The following is a 25,721-nucleotide window of genomic DNA, read 5'->3' on the forward strand; positions in this document are numbered from 1 at the left end:
TCCCCTTTCAGGGCGTTGCCAGTTGGAGGTCAGCCACGATCATCGCGTGGTCTGAGCCGTGCCCATACTCAGCCCGCCATGACACGAATTCGAGATCTTCTGAGATCATGACGTGGTCAATCGGGATACTGAATAGCCAGTGGATCATGCGATCTGGCCAAGTCACATTGCTGAACGGCAGCAATTTCTGAACGGGTTGCAACCCGCTTTGCCGAACCAACTCTCTGAACCAGATTGAGTAGGGGGTTAGGTTTAGGTCACCCATCAACAGCTTCGGCCCGTCGCGGCCTGCTAGCCAATCAGCAGCGAGCCCAATCTCTTCATTGCGAAGTGCTGCCAGCTGTCGAGTAATGGGTGGTGGCGGATGGATGGCGGCGAGGGAGATATCTCCATGCCTCGCTGTATTGATCGAGAGCCGGACACTTACCGCATCAAGACTGGTTGCGCTTAACCGCTGCAGCTCAGTAATCTCAAAACGGCTAAACACGCCCATTCCAAACGCGTTGGTTTGAGGCAGTGTCAGCTGATGCTGATAGTCGTCGGCGAGCGCTGCACTAATCCTAGTGGCGGCGTCCGGCGATAGTTCTTGTAGGACGATTAAGTCGGCATCTGTTTCAAGCAGTGACGTGGCCAGACCATCCGGGTCCGGATGAAACAGGTTCATGTTGAACTGTAAAACTCGCAGCGTCTGGGCATCAGCTTGTGGTTCTGCGAGGGGCTGTGAGGTCATATGGGCATGGCCCACAAACCACCCATTCAGGGTGATTAAGCAGAGTGCGACCACGAGTGATCGCCATGCCTTTAACGGGCCAAAGATAAGCGCCAGTACGATGGCAGCCAGAACGGCCTGAAGCCGGAAATGGGCTGCTAACTCAAGGAGCCAGAATTGCGCTTCACCCAGTGCCAGCAGGCTGGGCAGCAGCAATATTGCTAAGGAGAGTTGCGCGAGCTTCTGAATGAAGGGGCGGTATGACCCCTTTACCGTCAAACCTCTTCACTCCGCCGGTCTGGCAGTAGCACCTCGCGCTTGCCGACATGGTTGGCGGCTGAGACCATGCCCTGCTTTTCCATCTCTTCGATGATACGCGCAGCACGGTTGTAGCCGATCTGGAGGTGGCGCTGGATGAAGCTGGTGGAGGCTTTACGCTCCCGGGCGACCAGGTCGACGGCTTTATCGAACAGCTCATCACCACTCTCGCCCGGCTCACCGCCACCGCCCTCACCGATGGCGGCTTGCAGCATCTCACTATCCTCAAAGCCGGTATCATCCGTGACCGCATCGATATAGTCGGGCGGTGACAGGCTGCGGAGGTGTTTGACGATGCCTTCGACTTCCTCGTCCTTCACAAACGGGCCATGGACCCGGTTGATGCGTCCGCCAGCGGCCATATACAGCATGTCGCCCATACCCAGCAGCTGTTCTGCGCCCTGCTCACCCAGGATGGTTCGGCTGTCGATCTTGGAGGTGACAGCGAAGGAAATACGGGTCGGGAAGTTCGCCTTAATCGTACCGGTGATCACATCCACCGATGGGCGCTGGGTGGCCATGATGAGGTGGATGCCGGCGGCCCGGGCCATCTGTGCCAGGCGCTGGATGGCGGCCTCAATTTCCTTACCCGCGACCAGCATGAGGTCGGCGAATTCATCGACGATAACGACGATATAGGGCAGCTCCACCAGCTCAATCGGCTCATCTTCAATGATCGGCTTGCCGGTATCGGGGTCAAAGCCGGTTTGAACCTTACGGCTCAACACCTCGCCTTTCTTACGGGCTTCCACGATCCGTTGGTTGTAGCCATCGATGTTCCGCACTGAGAGTTTGGACATCGCGCGGTAGCGATCCTCCATCTCACGCACCACCCATTTCAGGGCGACAACGGCCTTCTTCGGCTCGGTTACAACCGGGCAGAGTAGATGCGGGATATCGGCATAGACCGAGAGTTCCAGCATCTTCGGATCGATCATGATGAAACGGCACTGCTCAGGGCTTAGGCGGTAGAGCAGGGACAGGATCATGGTGTTCACCGCCACCGACTTACCGGAGCCGGTGGTACCAGCCACCAACAGGTGTGGCATGCGGGCAAGGTCAGCGATCACCGGCTCCCCGCCAATATCCTTGCCGAGGGCAAGGGGTAGCTTGCATCTCGTGCTGGTGTAGGTGCGGTCGGCCAGTACCTCATGCAGCCAGACCGTCTGGCGCGTCTCATTCGGCAGCTCAATACCGATGGCGTTCTTCCCCGCAACCACGGCAACCCGGGCAGAGATGGCGGACATGGAGCGGGCGATGTCGTCGGCGATGCCGATCACACGCTGTGACTTAGTGCCAGGTGCCGGTTCAAGCTCATAAAGCGTGACGACCGGGCCTGGTCGCACCTTCTGGATTTCACCTTTCACCCCGAAATCGGACAGCACACCCTCAAGCAGGCCGGCATTGGCTTGCAGGCCATCCTCGGTCGGTTGGTCGGCCAGTTCGGCGGCGGTTGGGGCGTAGAGGAGCGAGAGCGATGGCGCCTCATAATCCTCGACCTTACTGGTCTTCGCCGTGCTGGCGAGGCCAAGACTTGGCTGTGCCGTTTGCTCAGCCTTGGCGGCGCGGCGCGGTGCCTCTTCCTCATCGATCTCAATGGTGGCTGGCTTCTTGCCGGGTAGTTTCAGGCGTGGACCCTTGGTCTCCTCCTTCGCCTCAACCTCTTCAGCCTCAGTCTCAACGCTCGCTTCATCAGCCTCGGCTTCTTCAACCTCCCGGTCTTCCGCCAGGCGTTGGCGTCGGGCTGCTATGCGGTTCAGTCCGCCCTTGGCCACTCGACCAACGAAACGTCCAGTGGCCGCAGCCTGTTCGCGGCGGAACCCGGCCAACACCGCATAGGCGATCAAACCCACGGTTACGAGGGCGATGGCGATGAAGAAGGCAATGCTGGCGCCCAGCTGGGTGGTGATAATCGGATTGCCGGTCTCTGCCATCAGCTGCCAGACGGCACCAATCCGGATGGTTTCAAAAGGCAGATTGCCCTGCACCTGCATCAAGGCGGTGCCAAAGGCGATAGCGGTGATGACAAGGACTACGGGTAGCAGGATCAGGGATGACCGCCAGGTCACCTGCTTGAACCGGCCAACCATTTGAAGCCCGCGCATAATAATGAAGAGCGAGATCAGCCAGCTGGCAACGCTGCCAGCCCATTGCAGCAACATATCGGTGATTGTTGCGCCGCTGGCCCCCAACCAGTTGGCATAAGCAACCGCACTGTCCGTTGGTGTGGTTACAGCCGTATTCCAGGATGGGTCATTGGGATCGTAGCTGGCGAGGGCGACGGCCAAGACAACGCCAGCCAATACCACGGCAACGCCCAGCAGGCGCTCACCAAGCTTTCGCAACGCCGCCGTCACGGTCGGTGGCAGCAGGGGGAGGCCAGGCTCACTGACAGCGAGGCGGTTGCGGATGGAGAATTGGACCATGGTGGCGGAAACCCTGGTTACGTCGCGTAATCTCTACAAGAGTTAGACGCCAAGGATACCATCGGTCTTGAGTAGTTTTTCCATGCTGATTGCCTCACGCCTCAGTTTCCCAGGCAGTGATGCGGCGGCGCGGCTACTCCGTTGCGCTTGAGTCTGGAGTTACTGCTGTCAGCGGGTCAATCTGGGTGAGGCGGTCATCAATTCTCTGGAACTCGAATGGGTACTTGTATCCGTTGTCAAAGCTGTAATGCCGATGTTCCATGAACGGTAAATCCAGCCCCAAAGCCTCGTTCAAAACATAGCGCATGTTATTGATGGGGGAGGTCTGCTGCCCCGCGTCGGGGTAGTCACCAGAGGGAAGATACATGGCATTGAAGATCGAGAACTTAAGCTGAGTATCCGATGCTTCGGCATGCCAGTGGCTGTAACTCTTGCGATTTACCAGCATGCCATGGGGATACGGGCCTTCATCAGACTGAATGACAAAAATGAATGGACGATCACTCTGCCCTTGGAAGTGGTCAAACACCTCCACCAACATCTGGTTTGTTGGTTCGATCTGTTCGGCATAGACCCGCTTGCGTTCCTCCCAATCTACGCCAGGCGCCGAGGGATACTCACGACAGCTACCGTCGGCACCATAAACGTAAGGGTCGTGAACGGAGAATAGGTGCCAGTAAATGAAGTGTGGTTCATCTGCGGTGGCTTTGGTCATTGCTGCTTCTGCTTGCTCTCGATAGAGCGCACAAACTGCCGGAGCGCTGGACTCAATAAGAAAGGGGGCGAACATCGCGATGGGTGAGCGGAAAAGGTATCGCCAGAGAAACTCTCCGGACAGGCTATATGGGCTGACCACCTCATCCGCATGGGGGTTTAGGCGATTTCCATCCCACCAACTGGCCATGTGAAGTGACCGGTAGCCACTCGCCTTCAGTGCTCGAAAGCTTCGGTGATCGGCCATCAACCGCAGTGTTGGGGCAAAGCTCTGCCCACGCGTACCCATGCGCTCCGCCGCTTCAGTCAGATAGGTCATGTTCATGACAGCAGCGACTGATTGAAACGTTGCTGTGTAATTCGCCGACTGATGATCCCAGACGTGAAACCCCCGGTCGCGTAGTCTGTCGGCAAACTCGCTAATGTCCAGGTCGTAGCGCTTTCGCAGTGTCCGAGGACTGGCATAGCGGTCAGGTACGATATAGACCACATGGGGCAGTTCGCTTGGGTTCACCGATATCGCATTCGGTGAAACGACCTCAGGCCCAACAGTATCGCTCAGATCGATGTTTGCCTCGGCGATAACGCTAAAGGCCCCCAAATTTTGGGCACTGAATACCAGTGTGAAAATGCCGAGCGCTATCAGGCCGCCCTTGGGCAGGGTCTTGCGGTTGAAGCAGATGGCCACCAACCAGATCAGCAGGGTGAACGCTGACATCATTAAGAGGGCCGCGTTAACCCCCAGTGACAGGGTTGAGCTTACCGTTCGAAACGTGCCGTCTAGATAAGGGCTAATAACCCAAAAGGCAGCCGCAGCGAGCGCACTATTGCCCGCAGCGATTAACCCAAGCCGCCAGCCGATGATTAACCATATCGGCACGGCTACGGCGCCCATGAACATGGCGAAGCGGCCGAGTTCCTTTAGTTGGAAATAGAAAACATTCTGCTGCGCATACTGCAGGAAATGGCTGGTCACGATAGCTGCCGCAATTAAAAGCGACAGCCATGCGAGCCCGCTCACATGCGGCTTTTCGGCATTCGCATTTGCTGGGCCATCAGCCTCAGTTGCTGCATCGGTATCGGAGGTCATCTGGTTCAGCCGCGCTTATCAGCTGTCTTCAGATTTGGCTTCTTCACTCTCCGCCTCAGGCGGGGTCGGACGGAAAAGGCTGACAACCTTGTAGTACCAAAGCTTAACCGTCGCGAGGCCGGTTGCGATGGCGGCGATCAGTAGCTGTAACAGTAGGGTGCCGGTACCGGGATCAATATAAGCGTAGGCAGGTCCCGCAACCGCGCTGTAGACCAGCGCCAAAGCCAGGACACGGCTGTAATCGGCCCATGCCAATTTTGCCCGCGTCGTCGGCGTGGACTTGCCGTTTTGTCGATTTTGCCCCATCCATCCCATGGCTTCTTAATTCCCTATCATCGTCACCCATTCACGGGGACAACCCGGCGGTGACGTTACCCTTAAGCCCATAAGAGCTTACCATGACAAGTATCGAGCGTATCGCAGGATCATTCCGCGACCCGGCCGGCCACCTTATCCAAGGTGCTGACGGTCAGATCTTAAGGGTAATCCGGGCAGGCAAGGTCGAGGAATTTGACCAAGTTGCCGCTACAGGCTTGTTCGATAAGTTGCATGAAAAGGGCTGGCTTGTTTCCCATCAGCCTGCCGACCAAGACATCGTCGATAGTGCCGTTAAGGCGGGCGAACTGCAAGATGGTGATCGCCTGCTGGCCCATCCGCGCTTGCGCTACATCAGCTACCCTTATGAGTGGGGCTTCTCGCAACTGAAAGCCGCCGCACTTCACCATTTGAAGGTTCATCTGGCGGCCTTAGATGCCGGCGTTACCTTAAGCGACGCCACGGCCTTCAATATCCAGTTTGAAGGTGGGCGCCCGGTCTTCATCGATACACTGTCGTTTGAGATCTACAATGAGGGTGATTTCTGGTTAGGGCAGCAGCAGTTCACGGACCAGTTTTTGGCGCCGCTTCTGCTTTGGTCGAACGGTCAGATGCCACCAAACGCCCTCTATCGCGGTCGTTTTAAGGGTGTGCCCACCGATTTGGTTGCCAGGTTAACCCCCTGGTGGCGGAAGATCTCGCTTCGCTATCTCAACTATATTTCCCTGCCGGCACGGCTTGAGCGGCGATACGACCGCACGGCCCCTGGGCAGCAAAAGGCCATTAAGGGCAAGCTGCCTAAGACCGGTTTTGAGTTCATCCTGAAGCAGCTTGTTGCGTGGATTGAGGCATTGCCAGCGCCGGATGTCGTCTCGGTATGGCGTGATTATGAGGCCACCCGAACCTATAGCGATGCCGAGGTTTCTGCGAAATCCCAGGTCGTCCGCGAATGGGTCGGCAAATGGCAGCCGGGCTTGGTTTATGATTTGGGCTGCAATGCCGCCGAGTTTAGCCGCCTGTCGATTGAGGCGGGCGCAGACTACGTCGTGGGTTTTGAGCAGGATTTCGGGGCCCTGGAAGGTGCGCTCGCAGCAAATGAGGCTGCGGCTGAGAAGAATGTCTTGGTTCTGCAGCAGGATCTGCTGAACCCTAGCCCCGACCTCGGCTGGAACCAGGCGGAGCGGATGGGCCTGCGCGGCCGCGCAAATCCAGATTGTGTTTTGGCCCTGGCACTAATCCACCATCTGGCCATCAGCGGTAATGTCCCACTGGCCCAGGTCATTGATTACCTGTTCGATCTGGCGCCACGTCTGATTGTGGAATGGNTGCCCAAGGATGATCCGATGGTGAAGCAGCTTTTGCTGAACCGTAAGGATGTCTTCTCTGACTACGCTGAAGAGACGGTGCGCGGATGTTTGGAGCGCCGCGGCCGCATTGTGGGCAGTGAGAAGGTGTCGGCCACAGGGCGCACCCTGTTCATCGCAGAGCGCGACTGAATTTAGCCACGTGGAGCGGCGAGCCTAGGCCAAAATTGCTGCGCCGCAGCGTGTTGAATCTTGCTGTATCCGGCCCTGTCAATGGGAAGGTTAATCCGCTTAGCGCTGAATCGACCGTGGATTCCTGCTACCGTTTGTTGTGTACAGATGAGGTTACGGGACCATGGCATCTGCCACGATTATCGACCTGGCCGCGCATCGGCGGCTTCAGGCAACGGACTGTCCACCTTTTGGCGGCAACCAAAATGGCAGTCTGACCAGTCGCAACCACCATATGGCGCGACGCTGGTCGGCTGATCTCAACCGCTCGCTCCATAACCCCCACGACTTTATGGCGGCCACCCGCCATGGCTATGCGATTGATGGCGATGAGACCATTGCCGCCGCCATCCATAAACTGGCCATGGGTGATGAGGGGGCGGGCCGTATCGCCGCCGATCTGGCAACCAATCTGCATGCCATTACGGGTGTTGATGACCTGCATGCTGTTCCCTATCTGCGCCTGTTGCAGGACCGGGTGACGGCAAACCGCCTTTGGTATCTGCATGACCAGGTTTGCGGTGGTGACCTTATCGCGCTGACCGCCTGGCTAGATGCGGTTTTCTGGTGCGTGATCGATGAGGTGGATTTGGAGCTCGCCTCCCGCATCGGCAGTGATTGGACCCCCGACATCATCAGCACCATTCGGGAACTGAACCCATGTTTCGGACAGGTTTCGGCCGATAGTTTGGTGCGGCAGGCTTTGCCCGCACGCCTGCCTGGCTAAACCAATCAGTCTAGCTTAAACGCCGCTTGGCAGGTTGCCAGCGGGCGCAATCGTGTCCTGGCCCAGTGCTGCGCGATGGTGGGTTAGGGCCCAATGCACCGTCGGGAAGGCAAGGTCCTTCCACGGAATATCTGCCCAGTCGAAAAGCCTAACTTCCTGGCTTTCCGGCCCGACATCAATCTCTGGGGTGTCTAGGGTGGCACGATAGATCAGCTGTACCTGACTGATCCGTTCAATCGAATAGACGGCAAGTAGGTCGCGGATGGTGAGCCTGGCGCGGGCTTCTTCCCAGGCTTCCCGACGGGCGCCCTCAGCGGGGTTTTCACCCAATTCCATATAACCGGCGGGAAGGGTCCAAAAGCCAAGCCGTGGCTCAATCGCACGCTTACACAGGAGGATTTGCTCCCCCCAGGTTGCGACGGACCCAACAACGATCTTTGGGTTCTCGTAATTGATGAAGCCGCAATCATCGCAAACAAGCCGTTCGCGATCATCGCCCTCGGGTACACGCCGGTTAACCGGGCCGCGCAGTGTCTGGTTGCTCTCACTCATGACAAGACAAGCTAAACCATTCCGCGCTGACTGCCAGCCGGGGTGATCACTCAAAGATGTGGAAAGTTAGATGACGACGTTAACGAAGGTGCCACGCGGGACAAAGCGGTCCTCGGCGATCAGTGCTTCAATCACCTGCTCGTCATCGGCTTGGAAAAACCGCTCTGGACGCTCCAGCGTTTCGGCCTGATCGCGGCGGGCGCGGGCCTGTGGGCGGTCATCATTGCGGACTTCGCCAACGGCGATATCTAGCAGGCGCTCAACCGGTGCGGTGGCACCCGTCAGCCCAAGACCATCGGCGCGATACTCGCTCGGCCGGGAGGTCGTGTTGTTACCCGGCACATTTGTTGTGCCCGGCGTAACCTGCGTTTGTGATGGTTGTACGACCATCGGAAATGACTGCCTTCGCTGTCTGGACTACCCCTAATATAGCGATTGTCGGGGCTAATTGCTAATCGCTTGTAATCACGGTGCTATTAACGGTTTTGATCGCTGGGGCCATTAGCCCCCAATATAGCGGATTAGCCAGATATCACCGCCCGTGTCATCGGCGATCAGCAGGCTGCCATCTGGCGTCTCAGCGATCCCGGTTGGGCGCCCCCAAATACGGGCTTGAAACCGCCCGGATCGGGGTAGGGCCTGGGGCCCTAACTGCCACCAGCCACTGATGAATGTTTCATACCCACCGCTTGGCGTTCCGCGGTTAAACGGCACAAAAACCACCTTGTAGCCGGTTGGCTCTGTCTTTGCTGATGATCCACGTAAGGTGACAAACGCCCCACCGCGATAGCGAACTGGGAACTGTGTGCCGGTGTAGAAGGTCAGACCCGTGGGCGAGGATTGGGTTGCAAACAACAGGTCGGGGGTCAGGCTGCTGGCCACCTTATCCGGTCGCGTATCTGCCAAGCCGGGTTGCGGGTTGGTGCCGATATAGGCGTATGGCCAGCCGTAAAAGCCATCCTCAACAACCTCGGTGAGGAAGTCAGGCACTAGACCATCACCGAGGCCGGTTCGTTCCTGGACCACGGTGAACAGGCTGTCACTGCCTGGATAGATCGCCATGCCAACCGGGTTGCGTAGGCCGCTGGCAAAGCTTTGCTGATTGGTACCGTCGGCGTTGAAAACCTGGATTGTGCCACGGGGCGTTGGGTCTTCTTCCACATTGGTACGTGAGCCAATGCTGACAAAGAACCGCTCCCCATCGGGTTGAAAGATGATGTTGCGGGACCAATGCCCATCGGCCGGGCCCAACGCACCGCGTTCGGTAATTCTCTCTGGCCGGGCACTGCGGGGGGAGCCGTTAACGAAGGGGATGCGCCACACGGCATGGGTGTCGGCAATATAGAGATTGTTGCCCTGGAAGGTCAGGCCATGGGGCCGTGCGAGACCGCTGGCGATGACGGCCTGACGATCAGCGCGGCCGTTGCGATCACTGTCGCGCAAAGCAAGGATCCTGCCGGTCCGGCTATCGGCCACATACACATCACCTGAGGGGCTGACCGCCAGATTGCGCGGGTTATCTAGCCCCTGGGCGAACAAGGTCGCCTCAAACCCCTCCGGTACTGCAAGCGTTGCCCGCAACGGCCGCTCAATCTTCAGCGGTGGGTTGTTTATGAATGGGCTGGCTGTTGGTGCCGGCAGGTTGCTTGGCTTCACCTCATGGAAGGCGCCAGGCACCTGCCGCGACTGAACATCATCGGCCTTAGCATGGCCGGCAAAGCTAAGGATCACGAACAATGTCGCCAAGGCTTTGAGATGGTGGGGAAAAAGCGTTGGCATGGGTGTCTCAGCTAGGCGCAGGGCAGGGTGTTCGGTGTAGGCCTTCCGCAATGGCCTGCTTCACGCTATGGTGGCGGCAGGATGATGGGGGGCTCGAGGCAGCGTGATAGCACGCACGCAAAGCAGCGCCCAATGATGATTAACTTGGTTTCAGGCGGTTGGTTCACGCCAGTCCAAATAGCCTGTCACCACGACTGCTTCTGATTGAGTTTTGATGAAATCCTTAGGCGAAGTCCAAACCCTCCACGAATTGGCAAATGACCGCACGCCCGAAGGGCGCGCGCAGATGCTGCAGACATGTTCTGCCCTGCTCAATAAGACCCTGAATGATGGTGAGCGGGAGTTGGTGGCCGATATCTTGGTTTCCCTGTTGGATCAGGTTGATTTACCAGAGCGCCAGGTTTTGTCTGGTCAGATCGCCGCCAACTCACTGGCACCGCGTCGCCTCGTTGTGGCGCTCGCCCACGATAAAATTGATGTTGCCCGGCCGATCTTGTCGCTTAGCAAACGGCTGACCGATCAGGATTTGATCTATGTGATCGATCACCGATCAACCGGTCACCGCAAGATCATTGCCCGCCGCCCTGATGTGACCCGCTCCATTGCCACCGCCTTGGTCGACACCGGCGATGCCGATGCGGTTGCGAGCCTGCTTTACAACCCACAGATCGCGCTGGATGAGGATTTGTTAAGCCGCGCTGGCGAGTTAGCAAAGGATGAGCCGGTATTGCGCCGACCGCTGGTGCAGCGGCAGGAGGTGCCAGCCGATCTCGCCCTTGATCTTTACTGGTGGGTATCAAGCGAGCTTAAGACCCATATCCACCGGCGCTTTGAGATCCCGGATGAGATCTTAGACCGCGCGCTTGAACAGTCGTTTAACGAGATAATGAAGCGCCATGGCGGCCCCAAAGAGATTGATATGGAGGGGTTGGCCGATCGCCTCTCCACCAGCGGTAAGCTCTCGCCGGGCCATCTGATTATGACCTTGCGGAACTACAATCTGACCGCCTTCACCGCCCTGTTCATGCAGCTGACGGGCCTCAGCCACAGTGCCGTAACGGCGATGCTGGATGCTGAGAATGCGCGGCATATGGCGGTGGCGAGTAAGGCTAGCAATATCGACCGCGACAGCTTCTCGACGATCCTGATGCTGACCCGTGCCTCGGGTAAGGGGGCAAACCTCGCCAACCCCCGTGAACTGGCCCACGCCCTTGAGTATTACGAGCAGCTGAAGCCAGAGACGGCGCGGCATATCCTGTCGCAATGGCAGCAGGAGCCACACTTCCTCATGGGTGGGTCAAACCCGGTCGTTGAAACGGCGGAAGGCCGTTAGGCGGCGAGGGCAGCAACGCCTGGTAGCTCTTTACCCTCAAGCCACTCCAAGAACGCACCGCCAGCGGCGGAGACGTAGGAGATGTCATCCTCTATCCCAGCATGGGCGAGGGCGGCAACGGTGTCACCTCCACCCGCAACGCTCAGAATCGCGCCAGAATTGGTGAGCTCGGCGACCGTTTTGCCAACGGCAACGGTGGCCTGATCAAACGGTACCGTTTCGAATGCACCCATCGGGCCGTTCCACACCACGGTTTTCGCCGCGCGCAGTGCCGCATCAATATCCGCGATGCTGTCTGGGCCGATATCTAGGATCATCTGGCCCTCTGGCACCTGGTCACTTGGCACCACGGCGGTTTCTTGATCGGGCGCCAAGGCGGCGGCGATCACCCCATCGCGTGGCAGTAGGATGCGGCAGCCAGCCTGGTCGGCAGCCGTCTGGACAGCGCGGGCGGCGTCCAGCTTATCTGGTTCAAACAGTGACTTACCGATAGAGCCGCCCTCTGCCGCGATGAAGGTATTAGCCATACCGCCACCTAGAACCAGGACATCCACCTTGGTCACCAGGTTCTGCAGCAGGTCGAGCTTAGTGGAGACCTTGGCACCGCCAACCAGGGCGACCACGGGGCGCTCTGGCTGTTCCAGCGCCTGGCCAAGTGCCGATAGCTCAGCGGCCATCAACAGGCCTGCATATGCGGGCAAGCGCTTCGCCAAGGCGGTGGTTGACGCGTGCGCGCGGTGCGCGGCGGAGAAGGCGTCATTAACGTAGATATCGCCAAGGGCGGCCAACCGGTCAGCAAAGCCGTCATCATTGTCGGTTTCGCCAGGGTAGAAGCGCAGATTTTCAAGAACCAGGATGCCACCGGCAGGCAGATCAGCAATCGCGTTCTCAGCATCGGGACCAACACAATCCGGGCCAAAAGCCACATCACCGCCAACCCATTCGGCCAAACCTTTGGCCACGGGGCGCAGGCTGAATTTCAAATCCGCCGCCCCCTTTGGACGACCGAAATGGGACAGGACCACGACCTTGGCACCGGCCTCACTAAGCCGGGTCAGGGTTGGTGCCAGGCGCTCAAGCCGTGTCGTATCGGTGATCAGGCCGTCTTGCATTGGCACGTTTAGATCGCCGCGCACGAGGACGGTTTTACCGCTGACATCATCATTCAGCAGGTCATCAAGGGTCTTGAAGTCGGGCATGGGTTGGGTGCCGTCTTATTGTTTTAAAAGATTGAGCCATCCAGCGGGATGTTCAGGAACACGCTCAAATGCTCTGTGCCGGGGTTGTTGTCCCCGATATCGGCATTGGAGAGGTGGTGGTAGGCAAGGCCCAGCTGGATGTCATTATCCCAGCGATAGGCCAGCTCAAGACCGGAGCGGAATTCTAGCGTGCTGCCTAAGCGGCGGCCTTCACCTCGGTGATAGGCGCCAATGGCCGTGTTCGGCATGATCACGAAGTTGTCTTCGATCACAAACTCAAGACCGAAACCGGCGTAGCCGTAGAGGCTCTCATCCGTACCGGCATAACCGCCAAGGAATGGCGCGATACCGAAGGTGAAATCCTCGCCATTCTCATAAGACAGGTAACGAACGCCCGGGCGCCATTCGATGGTGAACAACAGGGCCCCCTCATCATCATCGCGGGCGGCGATGCTGAAGGTTTCAGAGTTGCCATCAGACAGGCCAAAAACTAGGTGATCGACGGCGTCACTGCGATGGTTCACCCAGCCGCTTTCCGCGGTGTGACCATCTGCAACTTGAGTTGGGATTGGGGTGCCAATCGGCTCTTCCGCCGATGCGATGCCGGGTAGGCTCATAAGGCCAGCAACAGCAACAATGGTGCCAAGAACGCGGGCACGGCCGTTAAGCGTCTTAAATCGAATGGTCACAGTACGAGTCCCTTAAATCACCGCGGGTGCTGGCCTGTTGCCTTGCCGATCAACAAACCACGCCTCGCCATACGCATAAACTTGGCAGGCAGAAACGGACGAAATCGAAATAACGCAGGTGTTCATACAGCCAGTCTGCCTGGCTGTGAAGCCGTCAGGGCGGCTTAGGGACACTAAATCTCAATATTCTTAAATGCCTGTGTTCCCGCGACCAGCGCTGCTCGAATGCCCGGCTCCATCGCGGAGTGGCCAGCATCGGGCACGATCAGGAACGAGGCCTCAGGCCAATGGCGGTGAAGTTCAAAAGCGGCGCTCGGTGGGCAGACAATGTCATAGCGACCTTGGATGATATGGGTCGGGATATGCCGAATGCGGTCGATATCTTCGAGGATCCGACGCTCTGGCTTGAACAGGTGATGCCTGAAGAAATGCGCCTCGATCCGTGACAAGCCGAGGGCATGGGTCTCATCAATCAGACTGACAGCGCCATCATCGGTGGGCAGTAGGGTTGAGCACACGCTCTCATAACGGCTCCAAGACCGTGCAGCAGGCAACCACACATCGCGGTTGGTATCGGTCAGTCGCTTGTAATAGGCATCTAGCAGGTTATCCCGCTCATCCTCAGGGATGAAGCTGGCAAAGTCTGACCAATGGTCCGGGAAAATGGCCTGCATGCCATAGAGAAACCAATCAATCTCTGGCCGGGTCATCAGGAAAATGCCGCGCAGGACGAGGCTGACCACCTGATCCGGGTGGGCCTGGGCATAGATCAGCGCAAGGGTTGAACCCCAGGAGCCGCCAAACACATGCCAGCGATTGATACCCAGATGCTTACGCACGGCCTCTAGGTCGCTGATGAGGTGGTCTGGATCATTCTCACGCAGCTCACCCAGGGGGCGGGATCGTCCAGCGCCGCGCTGGTCCATGATGATGATGCGGTAATGCTCAGGATCGAAAAAGCGGCGGTGATTGGGTGAGGCGCCAGCACCCGGGCCACCGTGGAGGAAGATCACGGGCGCGCCATCCGGGTTGCCCGACTGTTCCCAATACAAACGATGGGTAACCGTCTCACCCTCAATCTCTAAGAACCCAGTTTCAAAGGGCTCGATCGGGGGGAACAGATCGTGTTTTATGCGGTCGCGCGGCAAAGCCAGGGGCCCATCTGTCATGTTGGTACCGGCCTTCATGTTGGTACCGGTTTGTCGCCAGGTCTCTTGAGGCCAACCGCCCCGGCGGCTTATCTAGTGTTGAGCGTGCCCGCTCGTTAATCGGCCTAGTCCATTTAAGCTAACGGGCCGGGCATCCATGCCAAAGGTTTTCCATGGGAAAAGTCATGCCAACCACCGATAAACCGCTGTTTTTCAATAATCAGCGCCGGAATCTGCTGAAGCAGGGGCTCGCCTGGGGTGGGGTGATGGCCGCTGCGGGGATTGGTCGGACAAGCATGGCCCAGGCCGCTGGTCTTCATATTGCCCCGCCGGAAGGACTACAGATCGCGGGTCAAGCCGAGGTGGTAGAGGTTGTCGATGGCGACACCGTGTTCCTAAGCACGGGACAAGAAATCCGGCTGGTTGGCATTCAGGCGCCGAAGATACCGCTGGGGCGTCCGGGCTTTCGCGCCTGGCCCCTTGGCGAGGAAGCGCGCGAGGCTTTGGAGAAGCTGCTGATCAATCAGACCGTTCGGTTTGGCTATGCTGGCGCTAGCCAGGATCGACATGGCCGTGGCCTGGCGCATCTCGTGCGTGATGATGGCTTATGGGTTCAGGGTTGGATGCTTCGTGAAGGTCATGCGCGGGTTTACAGCTTCCCCGATAACCGAAGCTTCGTGTCTGAGATGATGGCTTTGGAACAGGCAGCGCGGATCGAGCAGATTGGTATCTGGGCTCTCGATTTTTATGCGATCCGAGACTCAGGTGCGCACCGGATTGGGCCGTTTAACTACTTCCAGCTGGTTGAGGGTGTTGTGACCCAAAGCACCAGGGCCTCGAGCCGCTGGTACATCAACTTCGGTGAAGACTACCGTGAGGATTTCACGGCTGTCTTACGCCTCGACACGATCCGTCGTTTCCCGAAAGAGTTTGCCTATCTGCCCAATCTGGCTGGCAGTCGGATCCGGGTGCGCGGCTGGCTTTACCTGCACAATGGCCCCGCCATTGATGTCAGCCATCCAGAGCAGATTGAGTTTTTGGCTTAGGCGCCAGCGCCCGCTTCCAACAGCAAGTCGGTGTGGGTTGAGACGTTCCGCTCAATCGCCGCACGAATTTTCAGCATCGCGCGATGCTCAAGCTGACGAACCCGCTCTTTACTGACGCCGAGTTCGGCACCCAGCTGTTCAAGCGTGGCGCCATCATCGACCAGACGACGCTTGCGGATGATCTTCTGCTCACGTTCAGACAGGTGGGCCAAAGCTTCCGCTAGCCATTGGGACCGGGTTTCTGCATCGCGCAGGCCGATCACCACGCTTTCCGGGCTCGAGCGTTCATCAGACAGGAAATCCTGCCACTGATCGTCGCCACTCTCGCCAACCGGTGCGTTCAAGGATTGGTCAGAGCCTGAAAGGCGCTGCTCCATATCCCGAACATCCTTCAGATTGACGTTCAATTCATCCGCGATCATCTCGCGGCCCTCATCGGTCAGGCCGTCGATGGCCAGGGTCTTCTCGATCTTCGAGCGCAGGCGGCGCAGGTTGAAGAACAGGGATTTTTGTGCGGCGGTTGTACCGGTCCGAACAATCGACCAGTTGCGCAGCACATAGTCTTGCATCGCTGAGCGGATCCACCAGCTGGCATAGGTTGAGAAGCGAACTTCACGCGCAGGCTCAAACCGCTCTGCTGCTTGCATCAAGCCAACATTGCCTTCTTGGATCAGATCACCAAGGGGCAGGCCATAATTACGGAACTTGGATGCGGTCGCGACCACAAGGCGGGTGTATGAACGCACCAGCTCATGCAGTGCATCTTCATCGCGATTATCCCGCCAGCGTTTGGCCAGATCCTGTTCGTGTTCACGACTGAGCAGCGGCTCATTCATGGAGGCCTTGATATAGGCCAGGTTGGCACGTTGGGTCTCAGGATCATCGATGTAAGCCATAGCGGCGCGCTCCTTAATGCTCGGGCGATTGTCGGTCCTGATCATCCGGTTTCGAGCAATCGTCGGATTAGGCGGTTATGAGCGATACGGCGGTGGTGTACATCTGGATCAAATAAATTATCGATCGCTTACATTTTTCTATTTCTTGCTGTTTGGCCAAGTGACGACTGGTGTCGAAATTTCTTTTGAATTTCTTGCTTGACGTAACAGGTAAATATTCCTAATACTTACCCCATCAACGCCATAGCTGCGTCCTGTCGCAGCAAGGCTCGATATCCCCCAACCTCCCAATTCGAGATTAAGACGGCCCATTTTAGTGGGACGTTGCCATGATGGCCCGCCAAGCAGTTTGGCCGGCAACCGTCATGCTGTTCTCGTTTTTAATTGGGGCAAAGGTTGGCCGATCTGGTTTGGTGGCCCCGCCATGTTCTCTGCCATGACCGACAACCACGGGACCAATCCTCATCACCGGTGGCGCCTTCACGGTTTCAATGCTGTGCGGCGCCTTTTTCTTATCTAGGAATGAGGTCTTAAACCTATGGCCACAACCATTGATCAGGCGTTCATCCGTCAGTTCGAACGCGAAGTCCATGCCGCTTATCAGCGGATGGGCTCAAAACTCCGCCCCACGGTACGTAGCAAGAATGAGGTAAAGGGTGCCTCCACCGTCTTTCAGAAGGTCGGTAAGGGCGTTGCCTCAACCAAGGCCCGGAACGGCCAAGTCCCGGTTATGGATCTAGTCCATGACAATGAGACAGCCTATCTCGAGGATTACTACGCTGGTGACTGGATCGATAAGCTCGATGAGCTGAAGACCAATATCGACGAGCGTCAGGTGATCGCGAATGCCGGTGCCTATGCCCTCGGTCGCAAGACTGATGAATTGATTATCCAAGAGCTCGATAAATCCACCAACTTCGCTGGTGATGACACCACTGGCCTTACCTTAGAGAAGGTGCTTACCGCCTTTGAAATGCTGGGTGAGAAGGATGTGCCAGATGATGGCCAGCGTTACGCGGTCATTGGCTGGAAACAGTGGACCGAGCTGCTCGCCATTAAAGAGTTCGCCAGCGCCGATTACGTTGGGGCCGAGGAACTGCCGTTCCAGGTGACCCAGGCGAAGAATTGGCTCGGCACCATGTGGATCCCGCATTCGGGCCTCACCATTGGCACCGATGATGTCCGCCTTTGCCACTGGTACCACAAGACCGCGATCGGCCATGCGTCGGGTGCGGATGTGGAAACCGATATCACCTGGCATGGCGATCGGGCTGCCCACTTCGTCAACAATATGATGAGCCAAGGTGCCGTCATCATTGATGGCGATGGTGTCGTCACCCTGCGCTGTGATGAGACCCCTGACGGCGACTAAGCCGCCAGCCACGACGTGAAACCATCAAGACTTGAATTGAAGGAGATTGACCGATGGCACTAGAAGCCACCGATCTCGGCGTGCTGGCCTATTCCAATGGCTTTACGCTTTGGCACTACACCACCATCGACGCCGATGTGACCACCAATGACTACTTCAACGGTGCGTCCCACATGCTGCGCGCCGGTGACGTCATTATCGCAAATACCGATACTGACGGCACCCCGGCCACCAGCTTCTACGGTGTCGCAAGCATCACCGCCGGTGATGTCATGGTGACCGATCTGTTGGCGTAAGCCGACAAACCCTTACCCGCCCATTTCAGCTGTCACACCTCCCCGGTGGTTCCCCGTCCCGACCCCCGGCCGGAGAGGTTGACTTCAGAGCTGATTTGGCGCGGGTAACCGGGCGCGGCGATGGTCGTTTCCTGCCTCGCATCCCTAGCACTTGCATCCGCTGTTTTACCCAGACACGCCTGGGGGCCCTGCCTCCCATACCGACCTGGGCTGTCTGTTGCTGGCCTTTGACTGGCGATCAGCGTTGATGCCGGATGCCGGCCTGACCATGGCCGCGCCCTTCTCTTCTACCCCGTGCCAACACCCCTTTTAGGAGACCACATCCATGGCCCTATCCGCCGTCGATATTGCTAGCCGTGCGCTGAACCGGTTGGGCGCTGCCTCGATCAATGGCTTCGATGATGGCTCCAGTGAGGCGGCGCTGACCGGCTCACTCTATGGTACCGCCCGCGATGCCCTGCTCTCGGCCCATCCATGGAGCTTTGCCACTGCGCAAACATCATTAGGCCTGTTGGTGGAGGAGCCATCCGCCGACTTCGCCCATGCCTTCCAGCTACCCGCCGATTTCCTGCGGGCGTTGAGTGCGGGGCAGGGCGGTCGTGGCCGTGGCTTGCGCTACCGCATCACCGGTCAGCAGCTGCATAGCGATGCCGAAGAGCTGACCCTTACCTACATCTTCCGCGCTGATGAGGCGGCGATCCCGCCCTTCTTCGATCAAGCGCTGATCGCTCGGCTGGCGGCAGAGCTTTGTATCCCCATCACAGAAAGCTCAAGCCGAGCCGACCTAATGTTCCGCCTGGCCGAGGATGAGTTCCGTCGCGCCAAATCCATCGATGCGCAGCAAGACACGCCGCAGCGCTTTGAAGATTTCAGCCTGATCGAGGCGCGGCGATGACCCGGCTAACCCAAACCAAGACCAACTTCACCGCCGGTGAGGTCAGCCCAGAGCTGCTTGGCCGGGGTGATCTGCGCGCCTATGAGAATGGTGCCAGTAACCTCACCAATTTGTTCATCCACCCAACCGGCGGCGTGACCCGCCGCGCAGGTCTCTACCACCTGGCACAGGTGGCGGGCGCTGGACGGTTGGTCCCGTTCGAGTTCAATACCGAACAGACTTACCTGCTGGTCTTCACCGACCGGCGGGCAACGGTGTTCCGTGATGGGGTTGAACGGGCGGCTTTCGACACTGATTGGACCCTGGCGCAGCTGGATCAGATCGCCTGGACCCAGAGTGCGGACACGCTGCTCGTCTCCCATCCTGATTTGCCGCCCAAGCTGATCTTGCGCAATGGCGATACCGATTGGTCGCTCGAGGACTGGCCGTTCGTCGAGGAAGATGACGGCGCCAGTCGTGAGCCGTTCTATCGCTACGCCGCCCCCGATGTGACGCTAACACCCAGCGCCACCAGCGGCAGCATTACGCTGACCGCCTCAGCCGATCATTTCACCCCGGATCATGAGGGTGCGCGGTTCCGGGTTGGTGGCAAGCAGGTGGTGATCACCGCCGTCTCGAGCCCGACCACTGCGGCGGCGGAGGTGAAGCAAACCCTCACTGGTACCTCGGCCACCACAAGCTGGTCAGAGGCTGCGTTCTCAGACGCACGCGGTTGGCCGGTTGCGGTGGTTTTCCACCAGGACCGTTTGGTTATCGGCGGTGCCAAGTCACTGCCCAACCGGCTGTGGCTTTCGAAGAGTGGTGACATTTGGAACTTCGATCTAGGCGAGGGCCTGGATGATGAGGCGATTGAATTCGCCATCCTGTCAGATCAGGTGAACGCCATCCGGGCCGTCTTCTCCGGTCGTCACTTACAGGTCTTTACCTCGGGTGGTGAATGGATGGTGACCGGTGATCCCTTAACCCCGGCGACGCTTCAGATCCGGCGCCAAACCAGGGTGGGCAGCGCTAGTGAGCGTTGGGTCTCCCCCGTCGATGTGGATGGCGCCACGCTGTTTGCCGCCCGCACCGGGCAAGAGATTAGGGAGTTTCTGTTCACGGATCTGGAGCAGGCCTATCAGTCGAATGATCTGGCCCTGGTCTCCCGACATCTGATTAACAGTCCCGTCTCGCTGGCCTTCGATCAACGGCGGCGTTTGCTGTTCTGCTGCATGTCTGATGGTTCCCTCGCCGCGCTGACCCTTTACCGGTCTGAGCAGGTGGCGGCCTGGACCCGCCAACAGACGGCGGGCAATGTCCTGTCGGTTGCGGTTGCGGTTGCGGGCGATGATGTGTTTCTGCTGACTGAGCGGGATGGTGCCTATGCCATTGAACTCTTCGATGATGATGCCGCCACCGATGCGGCCCTGACCGGAACCGACAGCAACCCACGGGCAACCTGGAGTGGCCTAACCCACCTCGAAGGTAAGGAGGTGACCATCCTCGCCGATGGGGTGGTCCATGCCTCACAGACCGTGACCGGTGGCCAGATTACCATCGATCCGCCCGCCCTCTCAATCGAGGTGGGGCTGCCATACACCCATATCGTTGAGCCGCTGCCTGTTAGCGCCATCTCCAATGCCGGTGCGGGCCGTGCCTACCGGGTCGTTGAGGCAACCTTCCGCCTGCAAGACAGCCAGAGCTTGCGCGTCGATCTGGGCCAGGGCTTGCGGGAAATCCCGCTGCGTGAGTTGGAGGAGGGCGCCGTGCTGGGTCAACCGCCGCCGCCCACCTCTGGCGATATCCGCGTGCGCGCCCATGGCTGGCGCAAGGATCTATCGACCACACCATGGCGGATTGAGCAGTCGGTGCCACTGCCATTCACCCTGCTTTCCGTCTCCCTCGAACTGAAGGTGAATAACTGATGGGCTCTCTCATTCCCTCGTCACCCATTGAGCTGGTGACCACCGGTGTCGGCCTGTACCAAGACGTCCGCACCCAGCAGCAAGAGAACAATTTCATCCTGGCGCAGCAACAGCAGGCGCAGCAGCAAGCGCAGCTGGATTATGAGCGAGCGCTGCAAGAACGCGAATGGGAACTGCAACGCCGCGCCTTGGAAGAACAGTACCGCCAACAAGAGCTGGCGCAGCAGCAAGCCCTTCAGCAACAGCAATACGACTTCGCGGTTCAGCAGCAGCAATATGAGTTGGAACAGCGGGCCTATGATCAACGCCTCGCCGAGTTTGAACGCAACCGGTTAGCACTGGATCAACAGAACCAGCTGGCCGGACTAATCGCGGAACAAGATCTCAATTTCGCCCAAGCGCAAGCCAATCTGGCGCAACAGCAGACCGAGATCCAAAGTGATCAGGCGACAGCGGAAGAGGCCCGCCGGTCCGGTCTTCGCCGCGCTGTTGCTCGGCAGCGGGCCAGCCTCGGCGCCCGTGGGATCGAAACCACCAGCGGGTCCGGTGAGGCCGTATTGCTCGGCCTGATTAATGAGAGTGAGGCCGAGGGTGATAGCCGCCGCCGCAGCGATGCGCTGCGCGAGCAGGCCTTGACCCAAGACCTCGCCAATCTGCGGCAACAGAACCTTCTGGAACGCACCCGCCTTGCCGAGGCGCAGCGGTTCCAGCTTCTGACCCTTGTTGGCTAGCGCCAGCATCCATCAAACATTGCGGAAGACACCATGTCCGACAGCCACATCAAGCTGAGCGGGATCGCGCCGCGCATCCAATATGCGGCTGACGGCGTGCAGACCAGCTTCACCTACCCCTTTGCGATCTTCGCGTCAGAGGATTTGTTCGTTGCGATGAATGGGGCGCCGCAGACCAGTGGCTTCACAATCTTCGGGGCGGGTGAAAGCACCGGCGGCACGATCAACTTCGATACCGCCCCGGCGGGCGGCACCCTGGTTACGCTAGAGCGGCGACTTGCCTTGGAGCGGATCACCGACTTCCAAGAGGGCGGGGATTTCGCCGCCGAAACGCTGAATAACGAGCTGGACTATCTAACCGCCAGTATCCAACAGGTGGATAGCGATAACCGCCGTTCGTTGAGCTATGCCTCCACCGATCAACCGGCCTCGGCACAGCTGCCCGGTCGTGATGCCAGGGCCGGTATGCTGCTGGGCTTTGATAGCAATGGCGATCCAACAGTCTTCGGCATTGAGACGGCGGACAGTGTCAGCGGCGGTGCCGCTGGTGGCACGATCACCGTGCCTGGAACCGGGGCAGTGCCGCGTGATCTGACCAATAAGTTGCAAGATGCAATCTCGGTTAAAGATTTTGGGGCGAAGGGAGATGGGGTCACCGATGACACCCTGGCCATTCAGTCGGCCCTAGCTAGTCACCAATCGGTTTTGATCCCGACGGGCACCTACATCATCAGTTCAACCATCACGGTGAATGAGGGGCAGTCGCTTATCGGGGATGGTCAAGCAACGGTGATGAAGTCGACCACGAACAGCTTCGACCTGATTGAGCTGCCAGCCGGTTACGCGACCGTTGCCGATCTGAAACTTGAGGGTGGTGCCACCGGTGTTCGCCTCCACGGTCGCATTGCGCCCTGCGTCCAAAACGCCGTGCGTGATGTCACGATTTGGGAGGCGACGGATGGTGTTGTCCTGGATGGCTACACCGATCCGAACAAGCCCTGTTATTGGAACAACTTCGCCCGGGTGTTGGTGGTTCGTCATGCCCGCCACGGTATACACCTAATCCGTAGCGGGGCCGGTGATACGCCGAATGCCAACCGCTTTGTTCAATGCCGCGTCTATACGCTAGCGGCGGGCTCTACCGGTGTCGGCCTCTATGTTGAGGCTGGTCGATTCAACAACAGCTTTACCGATTTTGAGGTTAATCTGGGGCCGGAGGCAGAGGCCTGCATTCGGGTTGGTCCGGACACGGATAAGAACCTCTTCGTCAATTGTTATACCGAGGCATCAGGTGGCCTCTCCAACATCGTGCTGGATGCTGGGTCGATTGAGACATCGATTGTTAATCTGCTCTCGGTCAGCAACGGCGCTGCGATTGAGGATAATAGCGGCGGTGAATGCACGGCCTACAATGCTGGTTTCCCTGACAAGAACCGCATGGGTAAGACCCGGATTACCGATCTGACCACCGAGCTCTTACGTTTCGATACGGAGTTTCGGGAGTTTACTGGTGCGGCCACTTTCGATGTGGATCTATCGAGCTCCCTCTACCTGGTCAGCTCGTTCAATGGTGAGGTGACGGCGCGCCTACCCGCCGCGGTCGATGCCAATGGCGCGGTGATCACGGTTAAGAAGACCGATGCATCCCCCAACCATATCGTAATTAGTGAGTTGGGTGGCCCTGGGCCTGATGGTCAATCAATCCGCCTTGGTGCCCGCTATGACTACGCCACCATGGTGTCGAACGGCGCCAATTGGTGGCTTACGGCCCATAACCGCATGGCCGAGAATGCGGATTTCTACAACACGCCAGGGCTGTTCGTCCCGGACATGACCCGGCGTCTTTACCTGGTTGATGCCTTCTCTGGTGCCTTGGAAGTGCGCCTGCCAGACCCGGCCGCCTCCCATGCTGTTGGGCGGCTGGTGACCATTAAGCGAAACGACAATTCATCCAACAGCCTGACCGTCACAAAAGAGGGCGGCGGTGGCCCGGACAATCAGGTGATCAACCTGACCGGGAAGGGGCATGCATTAACCGTCATGTCCAACGGTGCCGGGTGGCAGGTGATTAACCTGCACACCTAACAAGACCAGCACCCAAGAAACGAAAAACAACAATCGGATTTCGATCCAAATGAGAATTGCCATTACGAGACAGTCATTATGCCAAATGAGTTCATGGTGGCCGCCCGACGTGAGTTGCTTGATGCAATCCCTGAAGCAATCCATCGCGCGCTCGCCTCATACACAGATTTTGCCAATAACCATGATGATGACGCCGCCAGCGGTGGCGATGCCAAGAGCTACGCCGCCCACCATGCTGGCCTAAAGTCAGCCATTTCCCACCTTGAGGCCCTGTTGAAGCTTGGCCGGTTCATTGCCCATGAAGACCAAAGCCAGAGCGACCGCCTCGCCGATACAAGTGACAACGACACCCTTTCCAGCCTGATTGAGAAGGCACAGGCCACGCTTGTACTGCTCGACCATGATAGCCCCGCCGCAACCGAACCGGTTATTAGCGGAGGTGCTGCCGATGATCAGGGGTAGGGCGATGGGTGATCACCTCCCGCTCGACCTGTTCATCGCCACCTGGAATGAAACCCAGGCGCTGAAGACCCCGGCGGTGCATCGCGATATTGCGCGGTGGTTGGACGAACGGCTTATCGCCGGTGATCAACGGCTGTTGATCATGGCGTTTCGGGGTTGTGGCAAGTCGACCCTAACCGGCCTCTACTGCGCTTGGCGTTTAGCCCTCGACCCCAATCTTCGCATTCTGGTTTTGTCGGCGGATGAAGCGTTGGCGGGTAAGCTTGTCCGCAATATCCGCCGGGTGATTGAGCGGCACCCGCTCACCGGTGATCTGATGCCTGAGGGGGCAAAGGATCAATGGGCAAATGACCGCTTCACGATCCGGCGCGATAAGGAATTGCGAGACCCGTCCGTTATGGCACGGGGAATTGAGGCGAACATCACCGGCAGCCGTGCCGACCTTGTCATCTGTGACGATGTTGAGGTGCCAAACACGGCGGCAACGGCTGAACTGCGAGAACGACTACGCGAGCGCCTGGCCGAGATTGATTTTGTCCTAACCCCCGGCGGCACCCAGCTTTACCTCGGCACACCCCATCATCGCGACACGCTCTATGACTGGCAGGGGAATAGCGGCTTCCTCGCCAGCTTTAAGAAGCTGGTGAAGCCGATCCAGGATCAAGATGGCAACAGCACTTGGCCCGAGCGATTTCCAACTGAGGAGATTGAGCGGCTGAAGCGAAAGGCCGGTCCCATTCGCTTTGCCGCACAGATGATGTTGCAGCCAGTGACGACCGAGGCTGGCCGTCTAGAGGCCAAGCAATTGAGGCGATACGCAGAGGAGCTGGACTACCGTGAGGCCCATGGCCGCCCGGTCCTAATGCTGGGGGAGCGGCGTTTAATCTCTGCTGCCTGTTGGTGGGACCCGGCCTTTGGTCAGGCGGCAAGTGATGATCTGCTTACCAAGCGAGCAAAGCGCGACCGCAGCGTGATTGCCTGCGTCTTCACGGATAGTGAGGGGCATTACTGGCTGCACCGGATTAGCTACCTGACCATCGTCGCACGGGATGAAACCGATGAGGCGACCCAGCAATGCCGACAGGTGGCCGACTTCCTCTCTGCCCATTACCTGCCCGCGGTGCATCTGGAGATTAATGGCATCGGTCGCTTCCTACCCGGCCTGTTGCGGCAGGTGCTGCGACAGCGTGGGATTGAAGCCTCCGTGGTGGAGGTAAGCAGCCGCTTGCCCAAAGACACACGCATCTTGGAGGCATTCGATGCCGTGCTCGCCGCCGGTGCCCTGTCGGCGCATGAGAGTGTTTGGTCGACGCCCCTGATCACTGAGTTGAATGATTGGCGGCCAGGCATTGGCGGCCCCGCCCGGGATGATGGGCTGGATGCTGTCGCCGGTTGTTTGTCGGCGGAGCCCGTCCGCTTCACCCGCCCATTGCGACCGGCACAACCGGAACGTCCACGCCCAGCCTGGCGCGGCTTTCCCACCGGCTGAAAGCGAGCCCC

22 protein-coding genes are annotated in these 25,721 nt (G+C 58.5%); 11 read left to right on the plus strand and 11 right to left on the minus strand.

Annotated features, from left to right (window positions below; all coding sequences use genetic code 11):
- Nucleotides 1-7: 7 nt before the first annotated feature.
- The 4 genes from KI792_09780 to KI792_09795 all read right to left on the minus strand — a co-directional run bounded on the left by KI792_09780 (nucleotide 8) and on the right by KI792_09795 (nucleotide 5,485).
- Complete coding sequence (locus KI792_09780) at nucleotides 8-988, minus strand: endonuclease/exonuclease/phosphatase family protein (GenBank protein MBV6633301.1); 981 nt, start codon at nucleotides 986-988, stop codon at nucleotides 8-10.
- Nucleotides 985-3,453 (minus strand): DNA translocase FtsK 4TM domain-containing protein, encoded by a 2,469-nt coding sequence (locus KI792_09785; GenBank protein ID MBV6633302.1) that lies wholly within the window; start codon nucleotides 3,451-3,453, stop codon nucleotides 985-987. The genes KI792_09780 and KI792_09785 overlap by 4 nt, the downstream gene beginning before the upstream one ends.
- A gap of 133 nt (nucleotides 3,454-3,586) precedes the next feature.
- A complete protein-coding gene (locus tag KI792_09790; GenBank protein ID MBV6633303.1) occupies nucleotides 3,587-5,257 on the minus strand; it encodes a sulfatase-like hydrolase/transferase in 1,671 nt (556 codons plus the stop codon).
- Between the two features lie 18 nt (nucleotides 5,258-5,275).
- The gene (locus KI792_09795) at nucleotides 5,276-5,485 is read right to left on the minus strand and encodes a hypothetical protein (GenBank protein ID MBV6633304.1); all 210 of its coding nucleotides are present in this window, start codon (nucleotides 5,483-5,485) and stop codon (nucleotides 5,276-5,278) included.
- 1,746 nt (nucleotides 5,486-7,231) lie between these two features.
- Between KI792_09795 and KI792_09800 the strand changes: the two genes are divergently transcribed.
- Nucleotides 7,232-7,834, plus strand: coding sequence for a hypothetical protein (locus tag KI792_09800; protein MBV6633305.1), 603 nt, complete (start codon nucleotides 7,232-7,234; stop codon nucleotides 7,832-7,834).
- Between the two features lie 15 nt (nucleotides 7,835-7,849).
- Here the strand turns inward: KI792_09800 and KI792_09805 are convergent, their stop codons facing one another.
- From KI792_09805 to KI792_09815, 3 genes are all read right to left on the minus strand, one after another.
- Complete coding sequence (locus tag KI792_09805; protein MBV6633306.1) at nucleotides 7,850-8,386, minus strand: NUDIX hydrolase; 537 nt, start codon at nucleotides 8,384-8,386, stop codon at nucleotides 7,850-7,852.
- A 66-nt stretch (nucleotides 8,387-8,452) separates the two neighbouring features.
- Nucleotides 8,453-8,776, minus strand: coding sequence for a hypothetical protein (locus tag KI792_09810; protein MBV6633307.1), 324 nt, complete (start codon nucleotides 8,774-8,776; stop codon nucleotides 8,453-8,455).
- Between the two features lie 111 nt (nucleotides 8,777-8,887).
- A complete protein-coding gene (locus tag KI792_09815; protein ID MBV6633308.1) occupies nucleotides 8,888-10,165 on the minus strand; it encodes a PQQ-dependent sugar dehydrogenase in 1,278 nt (425 codons plus the stop codon).
- Between the two features lie 214 nt (nucleotides 10,166-10,379).
- Between KI792_09815 and KI792_09820 the strand changes: the two genes are divergently transcribed.
- Nucleotides 10,380-11,498 (plus strand): DUF2336 domain-containing protein, encoded by a 1,119-nt coding sequence (locus KI792_09820; GenBank protein MBV6633309.1) that lies wholly within the window; start codon nucleotides 10,380-10,382, stop codon nucleotides 11,496-11,498.
- Here KI792_09820 and KI792_09825 read toward each other — a convergent pair.
- The 3 genes from KI792_09825 to pip form a co-directional block, all read right to left on the minus strand.
- Nucleotides 11,495-12,697 carry a phosphoglycerate kinase gene (locus KI792_09825; protein MBV6633310.1) on the minus strand — a complete coding sequence of 401 codons (1,203 nt, stop codon included), beginning with the start codon at nucleotides 12,695-12,697 and terminating at the stop codon, nucleotides 11,495-11,497. The two genes, KI792_09820 and KI792_09825, sit on opposite strands and share 4 nt — an antisense overlap.
- Nucleotides 12,698-12,720: 23 nt before the next feature.
- A complete protein-coding gene (locus KI792_09830) occupies nucleotides 12,721-13,386 on the minus strand; it encodes an acyloxyacyl hydrolase (protein ID MBV6633311.1) in 666 nt (221 codons plus the stop codon).
- 173 nt (nucleotides 13,387-13,559) lie between these two features.
- Complete coding sequence (pip, locus tag KI792_09835) at nucleotides 13,560-14,555, minus strand: prolyl aminopeptidase (protein ID MBV6633312.1); 996 nt, start codon at nucleotides 14,553-14,555, stop codon at nucleotides 13,560-13,562.
- Nucleotides 14,556-14,719: 164 nt separating this feature from the next.
- Between pip and KI792_09840 the strand changes: the two genes are divergently transcribed.
- Entirely contained in the window at nucleotides 14,720-15,580 is an 861-nt protein-coding gene (locus KI792_09840; GenBank protein MBV6633313.1) for a thermonuclease family protein, read from the plus strand.
- On the opposite strand, the gene KI792_09845 is transcribed toward KI792_09840, so the two are convergent.
- Nucleotides 15,577-16,476 carry an RNA polymerase factor sigma-32 gene (locus tag KI792_09845; GenBank protein ID MBV6633314.1) on the minus strand — a complete coding sequence of 300 codons (900 nt, stop codon included), beginning with the start codon at nucleotides 16,474-16,476 and terminating at the stop codon, nucleotides 15,577-15,579. The genes KI792_09840 and KI792_09845 overlap by 4 nt on opposite strands.
- A gap of 538 nt (nucleotides 16,477-17,014) precedes the next feature.
- Between KI792_09845 and KI792_09850 the strand changes: the two genes are divergently transcribed.
- From KI792_09850 to terL, 8 genes are all read left to right on the plus strand, one after another.
- Nucleotides 17,015-17,848 carry a hypothetical protein gene (locus tag KI792_09850; GenBank protein MBV6633315.1) on the plus strand — a complete coding sequence of 278 codons (834 nt, stop codon included), beginning with the start codon at nucleotides 17,015-17,017 and terminating at the stop codon, nucleotides 17,846-17,848.
- Nucleotides 17,849-17,901: 53 nt separating this feature from the next.
- Complete coding sequence (locus tag KI792_09855; GenBank protein MBV6633316.1) at nucleotides 17,902-18,144, plus strand: hypothetical protein; 243 nt, start codon at nucleotides 17,902-17,904, stop codon at nucleotides 18,142-18,144.
- Between the two features lie 325 nt (nucleotides 18,145-18,469).
- The gene (locus KI792_09860) at nucleotides 18,470-19,039 is read left to right on the plus strand and encodes a hypothetical protein (protein ID MBV6633317.1); all 570 of its coding nucleotides are present in this window, start codon (nucleotides 18,470-18,472) and stop codon (nucleotides 19,037-19,039) included.
- On the plus strand, nucleotides 19,036-20,943 hold the full coding sequence (locus KI792_09865) for a hypothetical protein (protein MBV6633318.1): 1,908 nt from the start codon (nucleotides 19,036-19,038) through the stop codon (nucleotides 20,941-20,943). The genes KI792_09860 and KI792_09865 overlap by 4 nt, the downstream gene beginning before the upstream one ends.
- Complete coding sequence (locus tag KI792_09870) at nucleotides 20,943-21,674, plus strand: hypothetical protein (protein MBV6633319.1); 732 nt, start codon at nucleotides 20,943-20,945, stop codon at nucleotides 21,672-21,674. Before KI792_09865 ends, KI792_09870 begins: the two co-directional genes overlap by 1 nt.
- A 33-nt stretch (nucleotides 21,675-21,707) precedes the next feature.
- The gene (locus KI792_09875; GenBank protein ID MBV6633320.1) at nucleotides 21,708-23,759 is read left to right on the plus strand and encodes a hypothetical protein; all 2,052 of its coding nucleotides are present in this window, start codon (nucleotides 21,708-21,710) and stop codon (nucleotides 23,757-23,759) included.
- 78 nt (nucleotides 23,760-23,837) lie between these two features.
- Entirely contained in the window at nucleotides 23,838-24,221 is a 384-nt protein-coding gene (locus KI792_09880) for a hypothetical protein (GenBank protein MBV6633321.1), read from the plus strand.
- A 4-nt stretch (nucleotides 24,222-24,225) separates the two neighbouring features.
- Nucleotides 24,226-25,710: a phage terminase large subunit gene (terL, locus tag KI792_09885; GenBank protein MBV6633322.1), complete on the plus strand. Its 1,485-nt coding sequence runs from the start codon at nucleotides 24,226-24,228 to the stop codon at nucleotides 25,708-25,710.
- The last annotated feature ends 11 nt before the right edge of the window (nucleotides 25,711-25,721 follow it).

The organism is Alphaproteobacteria bacterium SS10, assembly GCA_019192455.1.
Classification (GTDB): domain Bacteria; phylum Pseudomonadota; class Alphaproteobacteria; order TMED2; family TMED2; genus TMED2.

Excerpts from the sequence above, each read along its gene's own strand:
- terL (MBV6633322.1), top strand. The coding sequence starts at position 24,226 with ATGGGTGATCACCTCCCGCTCGACCTGTTCATCGCCACCTGGAATGAA.
- KI792_09880 (MBV6633321.1), top strand. The coding sequence starts at position 23,838 with ATGCCAAATGAGTTCATGGTGGCCGCCCGACGTGAGTTGCTTGATGCA.
- KI792_09800 (MBV6633305.1), top strand. The coding sequence starts at position 7,232 with ATGGCATCTGCCACGATTATCGACCTGGCCGCGCATCGGCGGCTTCAG.
- KI792_09815 (MBV6633308.1), bottom strand. The coding sequence starts at position 10,165 with ATGCCAACGCTTTTTCCCCACCATCTCAAAGCCTTGGCGACATTGTTC.
- KI792_09845 (MBV6633314.1), bottom strand. The coding sequence starts at position 16,476 with ATGGCTTACATCGATGATCCTGAGACCCAACGTGCCAACCTGGCCTAT.
- KI792_09850 (MBV6633315.1), top strand. The coding sequence starts at position 17,015 with ATGGCCACAACCATTGATCAGGCGTTCATCCGTCAGTTCGAACGCGAA.
- KI792_09785 (MBV6633302.1), bottom strand. The coding sequence starts at position 3,453 with ATGGTCCAATTCTCCATCCGCAACCGCCTCGCTGTCAGTGAGCCTGGC.
- KI792_09805 (MBV6633306.1), bottom strand. The coding sequence starts at position 8,386 with ATGAGTGAGAGCAACCAGACACTGCGCGGCCCGGTTAACCGGCGTGTA.
- KI792_09840 (MBV6633313.1), top strand. The coding sequence starts at position 14,720 with ATGCCAACCACCGATAAACCGCTGTTTTTCAATAATCAGCGCCGGAAT.
- KI792_09790 (MBV6633303.1), bottom strand. The coding sequence starts at position 5,257 with ATGACCTCCGATACCGATGCAGCAACTGAGGCTGATGGCCCAGCAAAT.
- KI792_09810 (MBV6633307.1), bottom strand. The coding sequence starts at position 8,776 with ATGGTCGTACAACCATCACAAACGCAGGTTACGCCGGGCACAACAAAT.
- KI792_09825 (MBV6633310.1), bottom strand. The coding sequence starts at position 12,697 with ATGCCCGACTTCAAGACCCTTGATGACCTGCTGAATGATGATGTCAGC.
- KI792_09875 (MBV6633320.1), top strand. The coding sequence starts at position 21,708 with ATGTCCGACAGCCACATCAAGCTGAGCGGGATCGCGCCGCGCATCCAA.
- pip (MBV6633312.1), bottom strand. The coding sequence starts at position 14,555 with ATGACAGATGGGCCCCTGGCTTTGCCGCGCGACCGCATAAAACACGAT.
- KI792_09860 (MBV6633317.1), top strand. The coding sequence starts at position 18,470 with ATGGCCCTATCCGCCGTCGATATTGCTAGCCGTGCGCTGAACCGGTTG.
- KI792_09855 (MBV6633316.1), top strand. The coding sequence starts at position 17,902 with ATGGCACTAGAAGCCACCGATCTCGGCGTGCTGGCCTATTCCAATGGC.
- KI792_09865 (MBV6633318.1), top strand. The coding sequence starts at position 19,036 with ATGACCCGGCTAACCCAAACCAAGACCAACTTCACCGCCGGTGAGGTC.
- KI792_09870 (MBV6633319.1), top strand. The coding sequence starts at position 20,943 with ATGGGCTCTCTCATTCCCTCGTCACCCATTGAGCTGGTGACCACCGGT.
- KI792_09820 (MBV6633309.1), top strand. The coding sequence starts at position 10,380 with ATGAAATCCTTAGGCGAAGTCCAAACCCTCCACGAATTGGCAAATGAC.